The sequence below is a fragment of the Shimia sediminis genome (assembly GCF_003990645.1).
Lineage (GTDB): Bacteria > Pseudomonadota > Alphaproteobacteria > Rhodobacterales > Rhodobacteraceae > Shimia > Shimia sediminis.
Window position 1 is genome coordinate 171,861 of the sequence record NZ_RYZK01000006.1, and the last position, 21,574, is coordinate 193,434.

Genomic DNA, 21,574 nt, shown 5'->3' on the forward strand with positions numbered 1-21,574 from the left:
CTCCCCGATGGTTTCTGGCGCAAAGGATAACGCGAGACTGGCGCAAGGGAAGTGCGTTGGTGGCGCCGGCATGCAATCGGCGGAAAAGGCCGGATCCTCTTGCCGGGGTCGGCGCCTTCGGCGAGAGTATTTTTGGCAATACGAAGAATGGGGGCCTGAGGAATGGCGACGGGGTTTTTCTGGGATGAGCGGTGCTTTTGGCATTCGGGCGGGAATTATGCGCTGACCTTGCCGGTGGGGGATTATGTGCAGCCCCTGGCAGCGGGGGGATTGCCGGAGAGCCCCGAGACCAAGCGGCGGCTGAAGAACCTGTTGGATGTGAGCGGGTTGGCGGCAGAGCTGGACATGCGGTCTGCGCCGGAAGCGACCCGCGAGGATCTGGCGCGGGTGCATCCCGGTGAGTACCTCGACCGGTTCAAGGCGATGTCGGATGCGGGCGGCGGAGAGCTGGGTCTGCGCACACCCTTTGGCAAGGGCGGCTATGAGGCGGCAGCCCTGTCGGCGGGGCTGGCCAAGGAGGCGGTGCGCGCGGTGCTGGCCGGTGAGATGCAAAACGCCTATGCCCTGTCGCGGCCTCCGGGGCATCATTGCCTGCCGGACTGGCCCAACGGGTTCTGCCTGCTCAACAACATTGCCGTGGCGATTGAAGCGGCGCTGGCGGCGGGCACGGCGCAAAAAATCGCCGTGATCGACTGGGACGTGCATCACGGCAACGGCACCGAGGCGGTGTTTTATGGGCGCGATGACGTTCTGACGATCTCGGTGCACCAGGACCGCAACTATCCGCTGGACACCGGCGGAGTCGCGGATCGTGGCGAAGGGGCCGGGATGGGGTACAACATCAATGTGCCGTTGCCGCCGGGCGTCGGGCATACCGGCTATATCGAGGTGATGGACCGGATCGTGGCGCCCGCGCTGGAACGGTTTGCGCCGGATCTGATCATCGTCGCCTGTGGGTTTGATGCTTCGGCCTTTGATCCCCTCGCGCGGATGCTGGCCAGCGCCGAGACCTTTCGGGTGATGACGCGGCAGGTGATGCAGGCGGCCGAAGCCCTGTGTGGTGGCCGGCTGGTTCTGGTGCACGAGGGGGGCTATTCCGAAGCCTATGTGCCGTTTTGCGGCCATGCGGTGATGGAAGAACTGTCGGGCAGTGCCGTGCATGTGCCAGACCCTATGGCGGAGACCCTTGCCATCCGGCAGCCGGACGCGCGCTATGATGCCTTTGTCAGCGGGTTGATCGGTGAAATGGCGGAAATCTTTGCGAAATCGCCCGAGGGCGGTTGAAACTGGCCCGGCAATGGCCGACATCACTCGAGACACGAAACGGACGGAGCCTGATATGCCCGAGGCCAATACTGCCGCGCTGGAGTTTTTGCTGAGCCGACGCTCGCGCCCGGCCAAGACGCTGACCACACCGGTGCCCACCCACGAAGAGCTGGAGCCGATCCTGCGGGCGGGTTTGCGCGCGCCCGATCATGGCAAGCTGGAGCCGTGGCGGCTGATCGTACTGGAGGGCCGCGCGGTGATGGATCGTCTGGCCGATCTGGCGCAGGTGCGCGGAGAAGCGCTGGACCTGGACGCCGAAAAGATCACCAAGGGGCGCAGCCAGTTCGACATGGGCAATCTTGCCGTTGTGGTGGTCGAAAGCCCGGTGATCGCCGAGAAGGTGCCGGAGATCGAGCAGAGCTATTCGGCGGGTGCTGTGTGCCTGCAATTGCTGAATGCTGCCCTGGCGGCGGGTTGGGGTGCCAACTGGCTGAGCGGCTGGCCGAGCCATGACCGCGGGTTCCTGAGCGACGGGTTGAAACTCAGCCCCCGCGAACGCGTTGCGGGGATCATCCATATCGGCACCGAAAAGGCCGCGCCCCCCGAACGCCCGCGCCCTGAGATGGAGAAAAAGGTCACATGGGTATCGCGCTGATCCTGCAATCGTTTTTCAAGGCCATCGGCCAGCTGGGCGACCGCCGGTTTCGCCGGGTGCTGTGGATCGGCATCGGGTTGACCTTTGCCCTTTTGGTGGCGGCCTACGCGGGGCTGTTGTGGATCATCGACATCCTGGTCGGCCCCGAGGCCTATATCCCGGTGCTAGGGGAAGTGACCTGGCTGAACGACCTTTTGGGGGTGTCGAGTTTCATCTTCATGATGGTCTTGTCGGTGTTCCTGATGGTGCCCGTAGCCTCGGCCATCACCTCGATGTTTCTGGATGATGTGGCGCAGGCGGTCGAGGACCGGCATTATCCGCATCTGCCCGAGGTGCCGCGCGTGCCGTTCTCGGACGCCCTGCGCGACACGCTGGGCTTTCTGGGGGTGTTGATCGGCGCCAACCTGTTGGCGTTCATCATCTACGCATTTTTGCCGATGTTCTCGCTGTTCATCTTTTGGGGGCTGAACGGTTTCCTGCTGGGGCGCGAGTATTTCCAGCTGGCGGCGATGCGGCGGATCGGGCGCGAAGGCGCACGTGCGTTGCGCAAACGCCATGGCGGCACGATCTGGATCGCCGGGATCCTGATGGCGATGCCGCTGTCAGTGCCGCTGGTGAACCTGTTGGTGCCGATTCTGGGTGCTGCGACCTTTACCCATCTGTTTCACCAGATACAGGCGGCAGACGGTCCATCCAGTCGAAATCCCGCACGGTGATGATCTCGTAAGTGATGATCCACCACAGGATCACCCACATCACGGCGGCCAGCGCAAAGGTGATCTTGGCCTTTTTCCTGAGGTTGTGATTGTGCGGCGCCCCCGCATGGGTGCCGGGCACGACCTCGCCCACATCGCCCTGGGTCTGCAGGCGGATGGGGATGACGATCAGAAAGGTCAGGAACCACAGAACGGCATAAAGCACGATGGCAGAGGTGATCGACATGTGTGGTCTCCGAAAGCGAGTGGGCAAAAGAAAAGCGCGGGCCGGAGATTACCCTGCCCGCGCTGGTATGGGAATATGGCTCAGACCTGTTCCAGTTCAACCAGACAGCCGTTGAAATCCTTGGGGTGCAGGAACAGCACCGGCTTGCCGTGGGCGCCGATCTTGGGTTCGCCCGTGCCCAGCACACGGGCGCCGGTTTCCTGCAGGTGATCGCGCGCGGCGATGATGTCGTCGACCTCGTAGCAGACATGGTGGATGCCGCCCGAGGGATTCTTGTCGAGAAAGCCCTGAATCGGGCTGTTGTCGCCCAGCGGATAGAGCAGTTCGATCTTGGTGTTGGGCAGTTCGATGAACACCACGGTGACGCCGTGATCGGGTTCATCCTGAGGCGCGCCGACCTTGGCGCCCAGGGCGTTTGCATATTGCGCCGAGGCGGCTTTCAGGTCGGGCACGGCAATGGCCACGTGATTGAGACGTCCGATCATGTCCTGTCCTTTCGGGTTTCCTGAGGGTTGCGCCGGTTATGGGGGAGCGTTGCGGGTGATGCAAGCGACAGGGGGTCGCGCCGGTTTTTGACGCGGCGGCGGGTGGTTTTAACCTCTTGTTCACCATCCCTGCCCTAGCCTTGGGCAACGCTGCCAAAGGAGACGACCATGGATGAGTTTGCCCATGTCACTGCCCAGACCCTGCCCACCGCCCGCCGCCCTCTTCTGGGATTGACCGTGCTGGTGGTTGAGGACAGCCGCTTTGCCTGTGATGCCCTACGGCTTTTGTGTTTGCGCAGCGGTGCGCGCATCCGCCGGGCCGATTGCCTCAAGTCAGCGCGGCGGCACCTGCAGATCTACCGCCCTTCGGCGGTGATCGTCGACATGGGGCTGCCGGATGGATCCGGGGCCGAGTTGATCGAGGAGCTGGCCCGCTCGGTGCCCCGCGTGGGCGTGTTGCTGGCAATCTCGGGGGACGCATTTTCTGAGGAAGAGGCGATTGCTGCGGGCGCCGATGGCTTCATGCTGAAGCCACTGACCAGCCTTGGAGATTTTCAACAGGCGATCCTGACCCGCCTGCCCGCCGACCGCCAGCCTGCAGGCCCGCGCGAAGTGCCCAATGACGTGGTGCACCCCGACCCGGTGGCCTTTCGCGATGACCTCTGCCATGCCGCAGACACCCTGTCCGAGGGCGAAGAGGAGGCCGTGATCGACTATGTGGCGCAGTTCGTCACCGGCATCGCCATCAGCGCCGAGGACGTGGCCCTGGCCCGCGCGGCCAAGGCGGTGACCAAGGGACGGGCCTCGGGTCGGATGCTGAACGCGGATGTGGTGCGGCTGAACCGGTTGATGCAGGACCGGCTGGCCGAAGAACACGCACTTTGACGCCGCATGACCACACCGGAAGGGTGCGCGCGCCAAGCGGTTTCGAAACCGCTTGCAACGCGTTTCGAAACGCGTTGGCCGAGGCAGGTCCGGCGCCTGTGACAAGGTGACCTGTGGCGGGGTCTGTACCCCGCTGACCGCGCATGCGGGGCAAATGCGGTGTTTCAGAACAGTGTGGGATCGTCGCTGACGCGGGCCAGCTGCGTGAGGTCGCCAAGCCGCTCGATCTGACGGCCCTCGGCGTCGAAATTGGCCGGGGACAGCCAGACATCATAGGCCGAGGACAGCGCGGGCCAATCCTTGTCGATGGCAGCAAACCAGGCGGTGTCGCGGTTGCGGTTCTTGACCACCACGTGCTGACGAAACACACCCTCATAGCTGAGACCCAGCCGCTGCGCCGCCCGGCGCGAGGGTTTGTTCAGCGCATCGCATTTCCATTCAAATCGGCGATAGCCAGCCTCGAACGCCCATTTCATCAGCAGGATAAAGGCCTCGGTCGCGGCGCGGGTGCCCTGCAATTGCGGGGCTAGGTTGATATGTCCGGTCTCGATGGTGCCGACCTCGGGTTTGATCCGCATGAGCGTGGCAACCCCACCCCAGGCTCCGGTGTCCTTGTCATAGATGGCGTAGAACAAGGGGTCCGGCTGGCCGGCAACCGAGCGCACCCAGCGATGATAGGCGGCGGCAGAGTGGAAGGGTCCGTAAGGCAGGTAATCCCAGACCGGATCATGCCCTTCGTATGCACGAAACAACAGGGCGGCGTGGGTTTCGGCACTCAGGACTTCGAGCCGCGCGTAACGCCCTTCGAGCACCTCTCCCGAAGGCGCGGGCGGCGGCGTCCATGTGTCGAGTGTATCTCCGAGCGGTCTTGCGTCCTGCATGAAAGGTCTCCCATCCCTCGCACCCAGAGTGGCACAGGATGGGCAGACTTTCCAAGACCCTGATTTCAAAGCAGCATATGGGGATCGTCGCCAAGGTCGAGGCCGGGAAAGACGGTGCGCTCCAACTGATCCCGCCCGATCCCAAAACTGCTGCGCATGGCCCATGCGGCCCAGCGGCGCAGATCATCCGTCGGCATCAGGTCGCGCCGGTCAAACAGTGCCGCCTCGGACAGGCCCGGCCAAGTGCCATAGATCTGCCCGCCCCGAACGGCGCCCCCCGCCAGCAGCATCAGCCCCCCGGTGCCATGATCGGTGCCCTTGGTGCCGTTTTCCCGCACCGTTCGGCCAAACTCGGTCATGGCGATCACCGTGGTCTTGCCCCAGACCGCCGCCCCCAACCCGTCGCGCAGGCGCAACAGGGTCTGGGACAGGGTGCCCAGCGATTTGGGCAGGTTCTTGGCCTGTCGGGCGTGGGTGTCCCAGCCCCCGAGAGAAAACGAGGCGATCCGAGCCGTGTCGCGCAACTGTGTGGCGGCGAAATCTGCGATGCGCAGGTGCCCCTTGGTGCCCCGTAGCGCCTTCATGTCGGCGGCCATGTCCTGCATCATTGCAGCCTCGTCCGCGACCACGACGCCGTCGCCGTCCTGCCCGGCAAGGCGGATTGCCTGTTGCATGACCTCGGCCATGACGGGATCGTCCTGCATGGTCAGTTCCAACAGCATCAGCCCCTGCGCGCTGAGGCCGATGTCAACCTCGGGCGTCCAGCGCGACACCGGCGCCGGGCCGCGGGTCAGCAGCATGCTTTCGCGACCGATGGCATAGGTGGTCTCGGCCACGGCACCGGGCACACCTTGCAGCATGCGGTTCAGCCAGCCGTCGCGCGTAATGCCGTCCAGCGCGGGCAATCCCGCCTCGAGCATGTCCTGCCCGTCGAAATGGCTGCGTTTGTTGCGATATGGCGTCGAGACGGCGTGCACAAAGCCAAGCTCTCCGGCCTGCCAGAGCGGCATCAGGGGCGCGAGGCCCGGATGCAGGCCGAAGTACCCATCAAGATCAAGCGCCGGATCGCGGCCCTCTGCCAGGGTCGGGCGGGCGGCGGCGAAATCGGCGTCCCCCCAGGGGCGCACGGCATCAAGCCCATCCAATCCGCCACGCAGAATGATGACCACAAGGCGATTGTCCCATGGCGCCGCGGCAAAGCTGACCGGTGTGACCAGCGGACTGGCCGCAAGCGAACAGCCGATGGCGGCGCGGCTGAGAAAGGTACGGCGGGTCAAGGATTTGGGCATGAGCTTTCCTTTCAATGCCGTTGAAACGCCGGTGCCATCAGCACCAGCGCCACGCCTTCGCGACGGCTCTCGGCGGCTTCGGCGGCAAAACGGACACGCTCGGGCGGCTGCGGGCCCAGCGCGTCAAAGACAAACTGACGCGGATCGGTGGGTTCGCGGCCAAGGATTTCAGGCACACGCAGCGCCCATTGCAGCCGCGCGGCCAGCCCTTGGGGCGTGCGCCAGGCGAGGTCGTTTTCGGGCCAGCCATCCGGGCCATCGGCATCCTCCCAGGGCTGCCCCATGATCTGCAAGGGCCGCAACAGGTTGCGGCGCACGAAATGCGCCTCCCAATGGGCGGTATCGGCCGGGGTGAGACCTGTGGCGCGCAACGCAGACCCGATAAAGGCGACCGGTTGCTTCAGGGTCCCCGTGCCGGTCCAGGCAGCCGGGTGATCCAGCATGGCGCGATAGACTTCGGGCAGGAGGCCATTCGTGTCGAGATAGGCGCGCTCCATGGCTGCGACCATATCGGGATCGGGGGTATCGGCAACAAAATGCACCGCCAGTTTCCACGCCAGGTGGCGTGCGGTGGCGGGATGGCGGGCGAGGTCCCGCAGGACGTTGTGGATGTCTTCCAGCGTGCCCTGCTGAGCCCCGTACCATTTGCCAAGCACCCGCTCGCCGCCCGGCTCGGCCAGCCTGGGGAGATAGCGCGCACCGTGGTGCACGGACCAGTTGAGACCGGTCAGCAATTCGGCCAGCTGCCGCACATCTGTCTGACCATAGGGGCCATCAACGCCGAGCGTGTGCAATTCCAGCAACTCGCGGGCGAGGTTTTCGTTCAGGCCCAGTTTCTTGTTCTCGCGCTTGCGGGCGGCGGTGCTGGCGGGGCCGATCGAGTTTTGCTGATCGAGATAGGCAATCATCAGGGGATGGGTGACCACAGCGGTCAGCATGTCCTCGAACCGGCCCGCGACATGGGGGCGAATGGCGCTTTCGGCATAGGCGGTCGTGGTTTTGGAGAGATTGTTTTTCTTGCCCTTGGCGGTGAAATGGTCGCTCCAGAAAAACGCCAGCCGCTCGCGCAGCCCATCGCCCGTGGTGGCGCGACGTAGCATGGAATGGGTGAACCAACGGATCCAGTGGCCCTGGGTTTCGCGCAAAAAGGCCTTGCGCAATGTTTTTGCGTCCGCCTCGGCGGTGTCGCTGCCGGAATTGCGGATCGCGCTGCGGGCCTTGGACATGGCGGCAATGCGATTGCGGGCCGTATCGAAACTGTCGATCGGGTGGGCTGTGGCGGCGGTATCAGGCCCCGCGAGTGCCGCGAGCATGGCGGCAACATCCGTCGGAGGCGCGACAACCGGAGAGAGCCCACAGCCAAAGCGGGTCTCTGCCGTGATCGGATCAAATGCCATGCCTGCAGGTCCTCCTGACGCGGGGTCTGCGCCCGTGCCTTCAAGATAGTCTGCTTTTGGGCACAGGTAAGGTCTGATCCGGGCAACGGGCCAAGATCGGCCAAATGGTGCCCAAAGAAAAAGGGCCGCTCACCGAGCGACCCTAGTGGTGTTTTGCGGACCTTCGGCCTAGTCCTGCGGGATGAGGCGCAGGCCCAGCTCCATCAGCTGATCCGAAGTCGGGTCAGAGGGTGCGTTCATCATCAGGTCTTCGGCGCGCTGGTTCATCGGGAACATGACGACTTCGCGGATGTTCTGCTGATCGGCCAGCAGCATCACAATGCGGTCGACACCGGCGGCACAGCCACCGTGGGGCGGCGCGCCGTATTTGAAGGCGTTTACCATGCCGCCGAAACGCTTGCGTACCTCGTCTTCGCCGTAGCCGGCGATTTCAAAGGCCTTGAACATGATCTCGGGTTTGTGGTTCCGGATCGCGCCCGAGACCAGCTCATAGCCGTTGCAGGCCAGGTCATACTGATAGCCGGTGGCCGACAGCGGGTCGTTTTCCAGAATGTCCATGCCACCCTGAGGCATCGAGAAGGGGTTGTGGTCGAAATCGACCTCGCCGGTTTCCTCGTCCTTCTGGAAGATCGGGAAATCGACAATCCATGCAAAGGCAAAACGGTCTTCGTCGAGGAGGTTCAGTTCCTTGCCGATCACGTCGCGGGCACGGCCTGCGACACCTTCAAACGCCTTGGGCTTACCGCCGAGGAAGAAGGCCGCATCGCCGATGCCCAGACCCAGTTGCTGGCGAATGGCTTCGGTGCGTTCCGGGCCGATGTTCTTGGCCAGCGGTCCGGCGGCTTCCATGCCGCCCTCGACCTCGCCGGATTTCAGCAGGGCCTGAGCCTCTTTGACCTTGATGCCGCGCTCTTGCGCCACCGAGTCAGCGGTTTTCTCGCGCCAGAAGATATAGCCCATGCCGGGCAGACCCTGTTCTTGGGCAAATTTGTTCATGCGGTCGCAGAACTTGCGCCCGCCGCCGGTGGGGGCGGGAATGGCGCGCACCTCGGTGCCTTCCTGTTCGAGCAGTTTGGCAAAGATGGCAAAGCCGGAACCACGGAAATGCTCGGACACATCCTGCATCCTGATCGGGTTTCGCAGGTCGGGCTTGTCGGTGCCGTACCATTTGGCGGCATCGGCATAGGAAATCTGCGGCCAGTCCTGATCGACCTTGCGGCCGCCGCCGAACTCTTCAAACACGCCCTGCAGCACCGGCTGGATGGTGTCAAACACGTCCTGCTGGGTGACAAAGGACATCTCCATGTCGAGCTGGTAGAAGTCGGTGGGCGAGCGGTCGGCGCGCGGGTCTTCGTCGCGGAAGCAGGGCGCGATCTGGAAGTATTTGTCGAAGCCTGCGACCATCATCAGCTGTTTGAACTGCTGCGGGGCCTGCGGCAGGGCGTAGAACTTGCCCGGATGCAGACGCGAGGGTACGAGGAAGTCACGCGCGCCTTCTGGGCTGGATGCGGTGATGATCGGGGTCTGGTATTCGCGGAAATCCTGTTCCCACATGCGTTTGCGCATCGACATGACCACGTCAGAGCGCAGCTTCATGTTGTCCTGCATCACCTCGCGGCGCAGGTCGAGGAAGCGGTACTTGAGGCGGGTTTCCTCGGGGTATTCCTGATCGCCGAACACCATCAGCGGCAGCTCATCCGCGGCGCCCAGGATTTCAAGATCACGGACAAAGACTTCGATCTCGCCGGTGGGCAGCTTGGGGTTCACCAGGTCTTCGTCACGCGCCTTGACGTTGCCGTCGATGCGGATGCACCACTCGGAGCGCACCTTTTCCATCGCGGCAAACACCGGGCTGTCAGGATCGCACAGAACCTGCGTGATGCCGTAGTGGTCGCGCAGGTCGATGAACAGGATGCCGCCGTGGTCGCGGATGCGATGCACCCAGCCGGACAGGCGGACGGTATCGCCCACGTTGGATTTGGTCAGATCGGCGCAGGTATGGCTGCGAAAGGCGTGCATGGTCGCTCCCTCGAAAAGGGTGAATGGTGAAGTCGCGCTGATACACCGCTTTGGGCGGGTAAAGTCAAGGGAGGTCGTGGGGAAGTTGCCGCAAAGGCGCTGATTTCAGTCTTTGAGGCGGGCCGGGATCAGACCGCGCAGGGAATTGCCGACATGAATGGCGCGGGCCGCACGCAGTGTGGGCAGGTCGATCACCTGTTCGCGCACCTCGCCCGCATCCAGCAGGGACTGGCGCAACACGCCGGGCAAAAGCCCCGAAGAGACCGGCGGCGTGACCATGCTGCCGTCTTCCAGCGTCACAAAGAGATTGGTGATGGTGCCTTCGCAGACCTCGTCACGTTCGTTGAGGAACAGCTGCTCATCCACGCCGTGCGGCATGTTTTCGCGGGCCCTGTCATAGAGGCTGCGCTGGGTGGTCTTGTAGCGCAGCCAGGAGTCGTCCGAGCGCAGGCGCTGGTCCGAGACCGCCAGAACCCATTCGCGTTGTTCGGGCATCGGCAGGGGCGCGGCCTTGATCTCGACCGTTCCATCAGCCGCCAGCGTCAGGCGACAGCGCAATTCGGCGTCGCACTCCATGGCCTGCAGCTTGGCGCGGATGTCCTCGTTGTCGAGCGGAAACCCGAAAGCGCGCGCTGTGCGTTCCAGTCGCGCGCGGTGCAGGTCCTTGCGATCCACGGTTTGCGTCTGCGCATTAAAGCGAAAGGTTTCGATCAGGCGGGTTCCGGCAGGAACCGGGTCGCGAAACGGGTCTTCCATAGCGCCTCTTCATATTCCGCAGCCGCGGTGCTGTCCCAGACCACACCACCGCCGACGTTCAGGGTTGCGTGGCCATTGTCTAGCATAAGCGTGCGGATCGCCACATTGAATTCAGCAGAGCCATCCGGCGCGGCCCAGCCGATACTGCCACAATAGACGTCGCGCGGGGCCTGTTCGAGATCGTGAATGACCTCCATGGCGCGCAGCTTGGGCGCGCCGGTGATCGAGCCACAGGGAAACAGCGCCCGCAGGATGTCGCCAAGGCCGGTGTTCGGCGCCAGCCGGGCCGCCACGGTCGAGACCATCTGGTGCACGGTGGCGTAGCTCTCGACCTTGAACAGTTCGGGCACATGCACACTGCCGGGCACCGCCACGCGGCTGATGTCATTGCGCAGGAGGTCAACAATCATCAGGTTCTCGGCGCGGTTCTTTTCGTCCAACGCCAACCAGGCCTTGCGGCGGGCATCCTCGGTCGCATCAGGGCTGCGCGGCTGGGTGCCTTTCATGGGGCGGGTTTCGATACGGCCCGCGGCATCGGTGCGAAAGAACAACTCGGGCGAGCGGCTGAGGATGTCGGGCAGCCCATGCTGGCGGATGAGCGCGCCATGGCCGACCTGTTGTCGCGCCGACAGCGCCGCATAGAGCGCCTCTGCCCCGCCGGACGCGGCTGCGGTCAACGGGAATGTCAGGTTGGCCTGATAGATGTCCCCGGCCCCGATCAGGTCATGCGCCTGTTGAAAGGCGCGCGCGTAGCGCGCCGCGTCCCAGGCCGGCGTGAACGGATCAAGCCGGGCACAGCCCGTCGCAAGCGCCGGCGCCTCGTAAGGTCCATCAAAGACCCCGAAACACAAAAGCGGCAGTTGGCGGGTGTTTTGCAGGCGATGCAGCAACCGGGGTTCAAGCGCATAGCCCAGCTCATATGAGGCGTAGCCCGCAAGCCAGAATCCATCGCGGCGGGCCGCGTCCAGCGCCGCAAAGGCGGCGGGAACTTCGGCGGCGGTGTCGGCCACAATCAGGCGTGCGGCGTGCACAAACTGTGCCGCCTGCCCCCCCGGTCCCCGATCAAAGCGAATCTCCAAAGCCATGCCCTTTGCGCGATGTGGCGCCGGTATAGTCACTCGGGGCACAAAACACAGCGTCGAAAGCGGCAGAATACAGCAATTTCCCGATCCCCCTTGCACCTTGCCCCGCGATAGTTATAACCCACGACAATTTGCGATTTCGGGCGACTCCTCCACTCATGCTCGCCCCAACCCCGAGGTCCGCCATGCCCAAAAGAACCGACATCTCCTCGATCATGATTATCGGGGCTGGTCCCATTGTGATCGGACAGGCCTGTGAGTTTGACTATTCGGGGGCGCAGGCGTGTAAGGCGCTGCGCGAAGAAGGCTACCGCGTGATCCTCGTCAACTCGAACCCGGCGACGATCATGACCGACCCGGAACTGGCCGACGCCACCTATATCGAGCCGATCACACCCGAGGTTGTCGCCAAGATCATCGAAAAGGAACGCCCCGACGCATTGCTGCCGACCATGGGCGGGCAGACCGGCCTGAACACCTCGCTGGCGCTGGAAGAGATGGGGGTTCTCGACAAGTTCAACGTGGAAATGATCGGCGCGGACCGCAAGGCCATCGAGATGGCCGAGGACCGCAAACTGTTCCGCGAGGCGATGGATCGGCTGGGCATCGAAAACCCGCGCGCGTCCATCGTGACCGCCCCGAAGAAAGACAACGGCGAGGACGATCTGGACGAAGGCATCCGCCTGGCGTTGGAAGAGCTGGAAGACATCGGCCTGCCCGCGATCATCCGCCCCGCCTTTACCATGGGCGGCACCGGCGGTGGGGTTGCCTATAACCGCGAAGATTACATCCACTTCTGCCGCACCGGCATGGATGCCTCGCCCGTCAACCAGATCCTTATCGACGAAAGCCTGCTTGGCTGGAAAGAATTCGAGATGGAGGTGGTGCGCGACAAAGCCGACAATGCCATCATCGTCTGTTCCATCGAAAACGTCGATCCGATGGGCGTGCACACGGGGGATTCCATCACCGTGGCCCCTGCCCTGACGCTGACCGACAAAGAATACCAGATCATGCGCAACCACTCGATCGCGGTTCTGCGCGAGATCGGTGTGGAAACCGGCGGCTCGAACGTGCAATGGGCGGTGAACCCGGCCGATGGCCGCATGGTCGTGATCGAGATGAACCCGCGGGTGTCGCGCTCATCGGCGCTGGCGTCCAAGGCGACCGGTTTCCCGATTGCCAAGATCGCCGCGAAACTCGCCGTGGGCTTTACGCTGGACGAGCTGGACAATGACATCACCAAGGTGACGCCTGCGTCCTTTGAGCCGTCGATTGACTATGTCGTCACCAAGATCCCGAAATTCGCCTTTGAAAAATTCCCTGGTTCGGAACCCTACCTCACCACGGCGATGAAATCGGTGGGCGAGGCGATGTCGATTGGCCGCACCATCCATGAAAGCCTGCAAAAGGCGCTGGCGTCGATGGAATCGGGCCTCACCGGCTTTGACGAGGTCGAGATCGCAGGCGCACCGGACAAGGCCGCCGTTATCAAGGCGATCAGCCAGCAGACCCCGGACCGCATGCGCACCATCGCGCAGGCCATGCGCCACGGCCTGACCAATGACGAAATCCACAACGTCACCATGTTCGACCCCTGGTTCCTCGACCGTATCCGCGAGATCGTGGACGCCGAAGAGCACGTGCGCGCCAATGGTTTGCCGTCGGACGAGCGTGGCTTGCGCAAGCTGAAGATGCTGGGCTTTACCGACGCGCGGCTGGCCAATCTGACCGGCTACAGCGAACGCGACATCCGCAACAAGCGGGTGAATGCGGGCGTGACGGCTGTGTTCAAGCGCATCGACACCTGTGCTGCCGAATTCGAAGCCCAGACACCCTACATGTACTCGACCTATGAAACCCCGATGATGGGTGACGTGGAATGCGAGGCCCGCCCCAGCGACAAGAAAAAGGTCGTCATTCTGGGCGGTGGCCCGAACCGGATCGGCCAGGGGATCGAGTTTGACTATTGCTGCTGTCACGCCTGTTATGCGCTGACCGACGCAGGCTATGAGACCATCATGGTCAACTGCAACCCCGAGACCGTGTCGACCGACTATGACACCTCGGATCGTCTGTATTTCGAGCCGCTGACCTTTGAACACGTGATGGAAATCCTGCGCGTGGAACAGGAAAACGGCACGCTGCACGGCGTGATCGTGCAGTTCGGCGGCCAGACCCCGCTGAAGCTCGCCAATGCGCTGCATGACGAAGGCATTCCGATCCTCGGCACCACGCCGGACGCCATTGACCTGGCCGAAGACCGCGAGCGGTTCCAGGCGCTGGTAAATGAGCTGGGGCTGAAGCAGCCCAAGAACGGCATCGCCTCAACCGACGCCGAAGCGCTTCATATTGCTGAGGAAATCGGCTTTCCGCTGGTCATTCGCCCGTCTTATGTGCTGGGTGGCCGCGCGATGGAAATCGTGCGCGACATGGCGCAGCTGGAACGCTACATCGCCGAAGCCGTGGTGGTGTCTGGCGACAGTCCGGTTCTGCTCGACAGCTATCTGGCTGGCGCGGTTGAGCTGGACGTGGACGCCCTGTGTGACGGCAAAGACGTGCATATCGCGGGCATCATGCAGCACATCGAAGAGGCTGGCGTGCACTCGGGCGATAGCGCCTGTTCGCTGCCGCCCTACTCGCTCGAAGCCGACATGATCGACCGGATCAAGGAACAATCCGTGGCGCTGGCGCTGGCGTTGAACGTTGTTGGCCTGATGAACGTGCAATTCGCGATCAAGGACGACGAGATCTACCTGATCGAGGTGAACCCACGGGCCTCGCGCACCGTGCCCTTTGTTGCGAAAGCCACGGACAGCGCGATTGCGTCGATTGCCGCGCGCCTGATGGCTGGTGAACCGCTGTCGAACTTCCCGCTGCGTCCGCCTTATGAGGAAGGCGCCGACATCTCGACCCCGCAACCGATTGCGGATCAGATGACCCTCGCCGACCCGAACATGCCCTGGTACTCGGTCAAAGAGGCCGTGATGCCCTTTAACCGCTTCCCCGGTGTCGACACCATTCTGGGCCCGGAAATGCGCTCGACCGGCGAAGTCATGGGCTGGGACCGCTCGTTCGCGCGCGCCTTTCTCAAGGCGCAGATGGGCGCAGGGATGATCCTGCCCTCCGAGGGCAAAGCGTTCATCTCGATCAAGGACGACGACAAGACCGACATGATGGTGGACACCGCCCGGGCCCTGACCGATCTCGGCTTTGGTATCATCGCCACCTCGGGCACCGCGTCGTGGCTGACCGAACAGGGCGTCGACTGTGACAAGGTCAACAAGGTCTACGAAGGCCGCCCGAACATCGTCGACAGGCTGAAAAACGGCGACATCTCGCTGGTGATGAACACCACCGAAGGCGCACAAGCCGTAAATGACAGCCGTGAAATCCGCTCGGTCGCGCTGATGGATCGCATCCCCTATTTCACCACCGCTGCCGCCTCGAACGCCGCCGCCCGTGCAATGAAAGCCCGCGAAGAGGGCGAGATCGAGGTGCGATCCCTGCAGGGCTGAACCGGCTGGGACAACAAAAAAAGACGCCCTGCCAAGGTTTTGGTGGGGCGTTTTGCGTTTTTGACCTAGATTGGTTTGGGCAAGCCCCAAAGCACAGAGGGCCATGAACAGGGAGACCCCATTGAAACCGATTATTGCCGTTATGGCACTGAGCCTGAGTGCCACCCTGGCCCAGGCAGAACCAACCGGATGCCGCACCTGGGGCACCGGAGAAGATGTCGTAACCCGTCATGACTCTGGCCTGACCCATCTTGGGGGGGCCTCTGTTGAAAGCGGCAACACGGTTGTCATCACCACCAACCGTGACATCCTAAGCCAACAGCCCAAGTTTGTTCAGGAGTTCTGGTACAGCTTTGAATGCGCGCGGTTCCATTCCCCGCCGCGCGAGGAAGACGATTACATGGCCGATTGCATGGCGGTGCGGGAAATTCGCGACATGGACATCCTGCCCAACGAATCCGATTTCAGGCAATTGGTCGCGGAGTTAAAGGCTTTGCCGGACAAGATGTGGCCCGGCCGCAAGCCGGACGAGGTGCGGTTGCAGAACATGGAGGTCTGTTTCGGCACCTGATGCCGCGAGCCCCGTTCCGCCTGCGCGCCATTCAGATCGCGTTAGCACCAAAAAAGCCCCGCAAGTATGCTTGCGGGGCTTTTTGATTCTGCAGTGCGACGGCGTCGGGATCAGCCCTTGCCTTTCCACGGCACCAGGATGCGTTCTGCCCAGCGCATCAGCATGTCGATGCCAAAGCCGATGATGCCGATCAGGATGATGCCCATCAGAACGATGTCGGTATCCTGGAATTTGGACGCGGCCACGATCATCTTACCGACACCTTTTTCGGCGGCCACCAGTTCGGCCGCGACAACGGTGCCCCAGCAGACCCCCATCGCCACACGGGCCGCCGTAAAGATCTCTGGCAACGAGTTCGGAATGATCACGTGGCGCAGGATCTGGCGTTTGTTGGCCCCCAGCGAATAGGCAGCATGAACCTTGGAGATATTCACCCCGGACACGCCTGATCGAGACCCGATGGCCATGATCCACAGCGCTGCCAGGAACAGCAGGATCACCTTGCCCTGCTCACCGATCCCGGCCCAGATGATCACCAGCGGGATCAGCGCAAGGGGCGGTACCGGACGCATGAATTCGACAATCGGGTCGAACCAGCCTCTGGCCCAATCGCTGAGACCCATGGCGTATCCCAGGGGAATCCCCACCATCGCACCCAAGGCAAAGCCCACGATCACACGGAACAGCGAATAGCTCAGATGCTCAGCCAAGGTGACATTCTGATACCCATCGCGGCTGACCGAGATCAGGCGGCGCCATACGCTCTCGGGCGCGGGGAGCCAGATGTTCTCCATCTGCATTCCTGTCGCCGGAGCAAAGTTCAGCGTGCCCTTGTCGGTCATCGTAACTGTCCCGAAGCCGACATCCACATCGTCATCCCGGCTGATCGCCTGACCATCAATGGCGACGACCCTGGCGCCTTCTTTGCGGCCCACCTCGTCATTGCTGTCCCAGCGCAACAGTTTGCTGCGATAGCTCTGCACGACAATCACGTCGTTTTTGGCCGTGCCGTCACCGGGTGAAATCTCGGGGTTCTCAGGTTTTTGGCCCGCTTCGTGCACCAGCACGCTGACGGTTGCCTCATCGGTCGCGCCATCTTCGGTCTCGACCGTGTAGGTAAAGCTGGCCTCGCCGACAAATGGGCCGGGGGCATGCAGGAACCCTGGCAGCCAGGTTGAGCCGGTGAAGCTGCCCCAGAACACAAAGATCAGCACAACGGAAATCACCGATGCGGCCTTGTTCGAGATCACCGCACTTTCGTCGCCAAAAGTCACTGTTTTCAACGATGTATAGTCATGCACCGGCGTAAGACGACGTTTGACCAAGCGGAACAGGAAAAAGGCCAGCAGGATAACGCCCACGTAAATGGCGATAAACGGCAGGGCGGACAGAACCGAAAGAAAGAGTGCGATCAGTTCACCGCCGAGGTCTGTGAAAATCTGTCCCATGTTATGCGCTCTCCTCGGTACGGCCCATGATCTCTTCTTCCATGTTCCAGATCATGTTGAGTATTTCTTCGCGTGTTGGCGCATAGTCGGGGTGTTTCTTGACCTCGCGCAGATCAGCCCCAACGCCGAGATCGGCAAAAGGCAGGCGGTACTCTTTGTGGATACGCCCCGGGCGCGGCGCCATCACGATCAACCGCTCACCCAAGAGCAGCGCCTCTTCGACCGAGTGCGTGATCAGGATGATCGTCTTGCCGGTTTCTTTCCACAGCTTGAGCACGAGGCTTTGCATCTTTTCACGCGTCAGCGCATCCAGCGCGCCAAGCGGTTCGTCCATCAGGATGACATCGGGGTCATTGGCAAGACACCGTGCCAGCGCCACACGCTGCTGCATGCCGCCCGACAGCTCATAGACCATCTTTTCCTTGAAGTCCTGCAGGCCCACAACGTCCAGCAGATGATCCACAATCTCTGCGCTCTCGGCCTTGGGCATGCCTTTCATATCGGGGCCAAAACTCACGTTGTCCCGAACGCTCATCCATTCGAACAGCGCCCCTTGCTGGAACACCATGCCGCGTTCTGCGTCCGGCCCGGTGACGGTGTGCCCGTTCATCTCGATCTGGCCTTCGGTGGGCGCCAGAAAGCCCGCCACGATGTTCAACAAAGTCGTCTTGCCACAGCCTGACGGCCCCAGCACGCTCAGCAATTCGCCCTGCTTCAGATCAAGGCTGACGTCCTTGAGCGCCTGAACATGACTGCCGTTGGGCAGATCAAAGCGCATGGACAGGTTGTTTATGGTTAATCCGGTCATGGTCCCTATCGGTCCTTTCGCCTGACTCTCTGCAGGCGCGACGGTTTTTCCGCCTGTTGCTTTTGTCTGGTTTCAAAAAGGCCGGGCACGCCAGACGCGCCCGGCCAAACGCTTCAGGGTAAGATTACATGCCTTTGGCAGCTTGCAGAGGACCGGTGTTCACGGTGCCGTCATAGCTGTCCAACGCGCTGGGGATAGAGCCTGCATCAACAAAGACACCTGCAACACCGCCCATGAACTCTTGCGCAGTGCCACCAAGCCAGGCGCCACTCAGCTGTTCATCGATGGTCGGGAACTTGAAGGTTGCCAGAGTCTGGGCGGTCCCTTCTTCGTCCATACCGGCGTCCTTGGCGATCACCGGCAGCATTTTCGCACGGTTGGCTTCATCTGCCCACATTGCGTTGGCATCTGCAGTGACCTTGAGAAACTTGGCCAGCATGTCACCCTCTTCGGCAATATAAGACGCCGGTGCGGTTGTGGCGTCAAACACCAGAATACCCAAGGCTTCTTTCTCAGCCCCGGTCAACAGAACATTGCCATGCTCTTTCATCCGGCGCAGCGCGCCGCCCCAGCCACAGGCCATGTCCAGGGACCCCTGCGCCAGTGCCGCGGCACCTTCTGCCGGGGCCATGTCCACAACTTCCATGCTGGCGACATCAACACCAAAGTGGTTCATCTGGCTCAGGAAACCATAGTGGGCCGCAGTGCCGAGCGGCACAGCCACTTTTTTGCCAGCCAGTTCACCCGCACTCATTTTGTCGATTTCGAGACCCGACGCGACAACACAGTTGTCGTTGTCCGAGTAGCTGACGGCAACATCCACAATCTGGATGTCCTGACCCGCGGATGCGGCCACCACGAAGGGCGGCACACCCTGGCTGACCGAAATCTGCACGTCACCCGAGGCCATGGCTGCGCTCATCGCGGTGCCGGTGTCGAAGCTGACCCAGTTGATATCGACGCCCATCGCTTCTTCATAGGTGCCCATCACCTTGGCGTATTGGAACGGCATCGGCCATTCGAGGAAATAGGCTACGGTGATTTCCTCGGCCATGGCTGCCTGCGCACCGGCAAGCATGGCAAGAGCCGTCGCTGCGCCGGCCGCTTTCTGTGTGAATTTCATGTTTGTCTCCCAATTGGTCTAATCAGGTAACCCGCGTGACACGGCGAACCATTTTGCGTTTTTTTTGCTTTTGGGTCGTCGTCGCGTGTTCCTGGTCACCCATTCAGCCGCATGACAGGGGCCTGGCGCAAATCATTTTTTGGCTCGACACCAAATCGGCAAATTTTGCCAAAAATGAGACCAGAGATTTCAAATTCGAAAAAACAGCGCAATATCCGCAGTTTACCCGGAGCAATATCCTAGAAAACCGGCAGAAAAAGTGCAATTTTGGTCATATATCGCCGCATCAACTGGACATAAGGATTTGCCAGCTCTCGAGATCAGGGCCACACGCACTCTGCCCGAACGCCCGGCAATTGCACCAAAACCGCCAAAAAAAATGGCAACGGCCAGAGATGAACCCTGGCCGTTTGAAAAACACCGCAGTCAAGAGGTGTCTGAGATTAGACCTTTTGCTGCGTGTACTTCTTCAGTTCTTTGCGGGCGACCTGACGGCGGTGTACGGCATCAGGTCCATCCGCGAGGCGCAGCGTCCGCACCTGGGTCCAGGCGATCGCCAGGGGTGTGTCTTGGGATACACCGGTGCCACCAAACATCTGCACCGCCTCATCGATGACCTTGAGCGCTGTGTTGGGGGCAATCACCTTGATCTTGCTGATCCACGGGGCCGCGGCGCGGGCGTCGCCCTGGTCCATGATCCATGCGGTTTTGAGGCAGAGGAGCCGGGCCATTTCAATCTCCATCCGGCAATTGGCCATGATGTCGTAGTTCGCCCCAAGATGCGCAATCGGCTTGCCAAAGGCTTCGCGATCGAGCGCGCGTTTGCACATCTGCTCCAGCGCCGACTCGGCCTGCCCGATGGCGCGCATACAGTGGTGAATACGGCCCGGCCCAAGGCGGCCTTGGGCGATTTCGAACCCACGACCTTCGCCGAGCAGGATGTTTTCTGCCGGAACACGCACGTTGGTAAAGCGGATATGCATGTGGCCGTGCGGCGCATCATCGTGGCCATAGACCTGCATCGGGCGCAGCACCTCGATGCCGGGCGTGTCCGCAGGCACCACAATCATCGACTGGCGCTTGTGCACCGGCAGCTCTTCGCCACCGGTTTTGACCATCACGATATAGACTTTGCAGCGCGGGTCCCCTGCCCCGGACGCCCAGTATTTCTCGCCGTTCATCACATAGTCGTCGCCATCGCGCACGCAGGGCATCGAGACGTTTGTGGCATCTGAACTGGCCACGTCGGGCTCTGTCATCAGATAGGCCGAGCGAATCTCGCCCTCGAGCAGCGGCTTCAGCCACTGCTCTTTCATGGCCGCGCTGCCGTAGCGTTCGAACACTTCCATATTGCCGGTGTCGGGCGCAGAGCAGTTGAACACCTCGGCCCCCAACGGGGTCTTGCCCATCTCTTCGGCGAAATAGGCGTATTCGACAGTGCTGAGGCCAAAGCCCTTGTCGCTGTCCGTCAACCAGAAATTCCAGAGGCCGCGTTCCTTGGCCGTGGCCTTGAGCCCTTCGAGAATCTCGGCCTGACGCGCCGTATAGGTCCAGCGCCCCTCTTTATCGACTTCCTGGTGGTATTCGTCTTCCAGCGGCATGATCTCGTCGCGGATCATGTCCTTGACCCGTTCCAGCAGCTCTTCGATATCCGGGCGCAATCCCAGTTCCATGACGTCTCTCCCAATCTTGCATCGACTTTGAATTCTTGCGCTCAGCATGACATACTACTCGGTATGTTGTCTATTGATGCAATCCAAAGTGACGCGAGGTATCGCAGCATCTCAGGGGCGCAAAGTGACGCAACACGGGTTATTTTCGACCAGACCGAAAAAGCCGCGAAAAAGTGCGATTGGGGACTTGCGCCTGTTCGCAACCCGCTTTAATTAGCCCCTCACTGTTGGGATGTAGCTCAATTGGTAGAGCGCCGGTTTTTGGTACCGTAGGTTGCAGGTTCGAGTCCTGCCATCCCAGCCATCTAGCCTGACATCAATGAACCCAAGACCCGTGACACCCGTTGGGTCCGGAAGTGCCCCAGAAGATGCCCCAGTGTGGTTTCACGACTTCTGAGAGCTGGCCGGACTGGTTTCACACTGCTTGAGTGGGGTGATTGGGGGGTACGGGTGGTACTTGGGGCAGCTGGAGTTACGTCCGAGTATAGTCAACAGGGCTCGGGCATAGGGATAAGTAATGATAGCGCAGGTAGAAGGAGCGGAGCAGCCGCTAAGCTACCCCACCCCCCCAGATCATCCTCCAAGACCAGAAGAACCAAGATAAGAAACTCTCTCTCCGAAGAGCCTCTGACGGATCAGGTACTCAGGGCAGCGGTTCCTATGTCGTAGCTGACGATAGTCTCTGACGAGGTCCGGGGACTGAATCGCCCCGGGTTTACCGGAGAGTAAAACACTCAAAGGATGAGCCCTATGACGAAGAGACGATTCACCCCCGC

18 protein-coding genes and 1 tRNA gene are annotated in these 21,574 nt (G+C 61.8%); 7 read left to right on the forward strand and 12 right to left on the reverse strand.

Annotated elements, in window-relative coordinates; translation table 11 throughout:
* Positions 1–162 precede the first annotated feature (162 nt).
* From EK369_RS14495 to EK369_RS14505, 3 genes are read left to right on the forward strand one after another with little or no spacing between them, the layout of a single operon-like run.
* Positions 163–1,284 (forward strand): class II histone deacetylase, encoded by a 1,122-nt coding sequence (locus EK369_RS14495; RefSeq protein WP_127114982.1) that lies wholly within the window; start codon positions 163–165, stop codon positions 1,282–1,284.
* Positions 1,285–1,339: 55 nt separating this feature from the next.
* Entirely contained in the window at positions 1,340–1,921 is a 582-nt protein-coding gene (locus tag EK369_RS14500) for a nitroreductase family protein (protein WP_127115008.1), read from the forward strand.
* Positions 1,906–2,637, forward strand: a complete 732-nt coding sequence (locus tag EK369_RS14505) for an EI24 domain-containing protein (protein ID WP_235871432.1) — start codon at positions 1,906–1,908, stop codon at positions 2,635–2,637. The genes EK369_RS14500 and EK369_RS14505 overlap by 16 nt, the downstream gene beginning before the upstream one ends.
* On the opposite strand, the gene EK369_RS14510 is transcribed toward EK369_RS14505, so the two are convergent.
* Both EK369_RS14510 and mce read right to left on the reverse strand, forming a co-directional pair.
* Entirely contained in the window at positions 2,573–2,863 is a 291-nt protein-coding gene (locus tag EK369_RS14510; protein WP_127114983.1) for a DUF1467 family protein, read from the reverse strand. The genes EK369_RS14505 and EK369_RS14510 overlap by 65 nt on opposite strands.
* Positions 2,864–2,943: 80 nt before the next feature.
* Positions 2,944–3,348, reverse strand: a complete 405-nt coding sequence (gene mce / locus EK369_RS14515; RefSeq protein ID WP_127114984.1) for a methylmalonyl-CoA epimerase — start codon at positions 3,346–3,348, stop codon at positions 2,944–2,946.
* Between the two features lie 168 nt (positions 3,349–3,516).
* Here mce and EK369_RS14520 point away from each other — a divergent pair, with 168 nt between their 5' ends.
* Positions 3,517–4,233: a response regulator gene (locus EK369_RS14520; RefSeq protein WP_127114985.1), complete on the forward strand. Its 717-nt coding sequence runs from the start codon at positions 3,517–3,519 to the stop codon at positions 4,231–4,233.
* A 164-nt stretch (positions 4,234–4,397) separates the two neighbouring features.
* Here EK369_RS14520 and EK369_RS14525 read toward each other — a convergent pair whose 3' ends face one another.
* The 6 genes from EK369_RS14525 to EK369_RS14550 form a co-directional block, all read right to left on the reverse strand.
* Positions 4,398–5,114, reverse strand: a complete 717-nt coding sequence (locus EK369_RS14525) for a GNAT family N-acetyltransferase (protein ID WP_127114986.1) — start codon at positions 5,112–5,114, stop codon at positions 4,398–4,400.
* A 65-nt stretch (positions 5,115–5,179) separates the two neighbouring features.
* Complete coding sequence (locus EK369_RS14530) at positions 5,180–6,403, reverse strand: DUF1501 domain-containing protein (protein ID WP_127114987.1); 1,224 nt, start codon at positions 6,401–6,403, stop codon at positions 5,180–5,182.
* An 11-nt stretch (positions 6,404–6,414) separates the two neighbouring features.
* Positions 6,415–7,800, reverse strand: coding sequence for a DUF1800 domain-containing protein (locus tag EK369_RS14535; RefSeq protein ID WP_127114988.1), 1,386 nt, complete (start codon positions 7,798–7,800; stop codon positions 6,415–6,417).
* A gap of 168 nt (positions 7,801–7,968) precedes the next feature.
* Positions 7,969–9,819: an aspartate--tRNA ligase gene (gene aspS / locus EK369_RS14540; RefSeq protein ID WP_127114989.1), complete on the reverse strand. Its 1,851-nt coding sequence runs from the start codon at positions 9,817–9,819 to the stop codon at positions 7,969–7,971.
* A gap of 105 nt (positions 9,820–9,924) precedes the next feature.
* Positions 9,925–10,575, reverse strand: coding sequence for an aminotransferase class IV family protein (locus EK369_RS14545; RefSeq protein WP_127114990.1), 651 nt, complete (start codon positions 10,573–10,575; stop codon positions 9,925–9,927).
* A complete protein-coding gene (locus EK369_RS14550) occupies positions 10,530–11,654 on the reverse strand; it encodes an aminodeoxychorismate synthase component I (RefSeq protein WP_206198097.1) in 1,125 nt (374 codons plus the stop codon). Before EK369_RS14550 ends, EK369_RS14545 begins: the two co-directional genes overlap by 46 nt.
* A 188-nt stretch (positions 11,655–11,842) precedes the next feature.
* Here EK369_RS14550 and carB point away from each other — a divergent pair, with 188 nt between their 5' ends.
* Both carB and EK369_RS14560 read left to right on the forward strand, forming a co-directional pair.
* Positions 11,843–15,175, forward strand: coding sequence for a carbamoyl-phosphate synthase large subunit (gene carB / locus EK369_RS14555; protein ID WP_127114992.1), 3,333 nt, complete (start codon positions 11,843–11,845; stop codon positions 15,173–15,175).
* A 121-nt stretch (positions 15,176–15,296) separates the two neighbouring features.
* The gene (locus EK369_RS14560) at positions 15,297–15,746 is read left to right on the forward strand and encodes a hypothetical protein (protein ID WP_127114993.1); all 450 of its coding nucleotides are present in this window, start codon (positions 15,297–15,299) and stop codon (positions 15,744–15,746) included.
* A 110-nt stretch (positions 15,747–15,856) separates the two neighbouring features.
* Here EK369_RS14560 and EK369_RS14565 read toward each other — a convergent pair whose 3' ends face one another.
* The 4 genes from EK369_RS14565 to EK369_RS14580 form a co-directional block, all read right to left on the reverse strand.
* On the reverse strand, positions 15,857–17,194 hold the full coding sequence (locus EK369_RS14565) for an ABC transporter permease (protein WP_127114994.1): 1,338 nt from the start codon (positions 17,192–17,194) through the stop codon (positions 15,857–15,859).
* 1 nt (position 17,195) lies between these two features.
* Positions 17,196–18,002, reverse strand: coding sequence for a taurine ABC transporter ATP-binding protein (locus EK369_RS14570; protein WP_127114995.1), 807 nt, complete (start codon positions 18,000–18,002; stop codon positions 17,196–17,198).
* Positions 18,003–18,126: 124 nt separating this feature from the next.
* Positions 18,127–19,125 carry a taurine ABC transporter substrate-binding protein gene (locus EK369_RS14575; protein WP_127114996.1) on the reverse strand — a complete coding sequence of 333 codons (999 nt, stop codon included), beginning with the start codon at positions 19,123–19,125 and terminating at the stop codon, positions 18,127–18,129.
* A gap of 443 nt (positions 19,126–19,568) precedes the next feature.
* The gene (locus EK369_RS14580; protein WP_127114997.1) at positions 19,569–20,798 is read right to left on the reverse strand and encodes an acyl-CoA dehydrogenase family protein; all 1,230 of its coding nucleotides are present in this window, start codon (positions 20,796–20,798) and stop codon (positions 19,569–19,571) included.
* A 228-nt stretch (positions 20,799–21,026) separates the two neighbouring features.
* Between EK369_RS14580 and EK369_RS14585 the strand changes: the two genes are divergently transcribed.
* A tRNA-Gln gene (locus EK369_RS14585) sits at positions 21,027–21,102 on the forward strand.
* The last annotated feature ends 472 nt before the right edge of the window (positions 21,103–21,574 follow it).

Excerpts from the sequence above, each read along its gene's own strand:
- EK369_RS14520 (WP_127114985.1), top strand. The coding sequence starts at position 3,517 with ATGGATGAGTTTGCCCATGTCACTGCCCAGACCCTGCCCACCGCCCGC.
- EK369_RS14580 (WP_127114997.1), bottom strand. The coding sequence starts at position 20,798 with ATGGAACTGGGATTGCGCCCGGATATCGAAGAGCTGCTGGAACGGGTC.
- EK369_RS14510 (WP_127114983.1), bottom strand. The coding sequence starts at position 2,863 with ATGTCGATCACCTCTGCCATCGTGCTTTATGCCGTTCTGTGGTTCCTG.
- mce (WP_127114984.1), bottom strand. The coding sequence starts at position 3,348 with ATGATCGGACGTCTCAATCACGTGGCCATTGCCGTGCCCGACCTGAAA.
- carB (WP_127114992.1), top strand. The coding sequence starts at position 11,843 with ATGCCCAAAAGAACCGACATCTCCTCGATCATGATTATCGGGGCTGGT.
- EK369_RS14530 (WP_127114987.1), bottom strand. The coding sequence starts at position 6,403 with ATGCCCAAATCCTTGACCCGCCGTACCTTTCTCAGCCGCGCCGCCATC.
- EK369_RS14505 (WP_235871432.1), top strand. The coding sequence starts at position 1,906 with ATGGGTATCGCGCTGATCCTGCAATCGTTTTTCAAGGCCATCGGCCAG.
- EK369_RS14565 (WP_127114994.1), bottom strand. The coding sequence starts at position 17,194 with ATGGGACAGATTTTCACAGACCTCGGCGGTGAACTGATCGCACTCTTT.
- EK369_RS14570 (WP_127114995.1), bottom strand. The coding sequence starts at position 18,002 with ATGACCGGATTAACCATAAACAACCTGTCCATGCGCTTTGATCTGCCC.
- EK369_RS14545 (WP_127114990.1), bottom strand. The coding sequence starts at position 10,575 with ATGGAAGACCCGTTTCGCGACCCGGTTCCTGCCGGAACCCGCCTGATC.
- EK369_RS14535 (WP_127114988.1), bottom strand. The coding sequence starts at position 7,800 with ATGGCATTTGATCCGATCACGGCAGAGACCCGCTTTGGCTGTGGGCTC.
- EK369_RS14575 (WP_127114996.1), bottom strand. The coding sequence starts at position 19,125 with ATGAAATTCACACAGAAAGCGGCCGGCGCAGCGACGGCTCTTGCCATG.
- EK369_RS14525 (WP_127114986.1), bottom strand. The coding sequence starts at position 5,114 with ATGCAGGACGCAAGACCGCTCGGAGATACACTCGACACATGGACGCCG.
- aspS (WP_127114989.1), bottom strand. The coding sequence starts at position 9,819 with ATGCACGCCTTTCGCAGCCATACCTGCGCCGATCTGACCAAATCCAAC.
- EK369_RS14500 (WP_127115008.1), top strand. The coding sequence starts at position 1,340 with ATGCCCGAGGCCAATACTGCCGCGCTGGAGTTTTTGCTGAGCCGACGC.
- EK369_RS14495 (WP_127114982.1), top strand. The coding sequence starts at position 163 with ATGGCGACGGGGTTTTTCTGGGATGAGCGGTGCTTTTGGCATTCGGGC.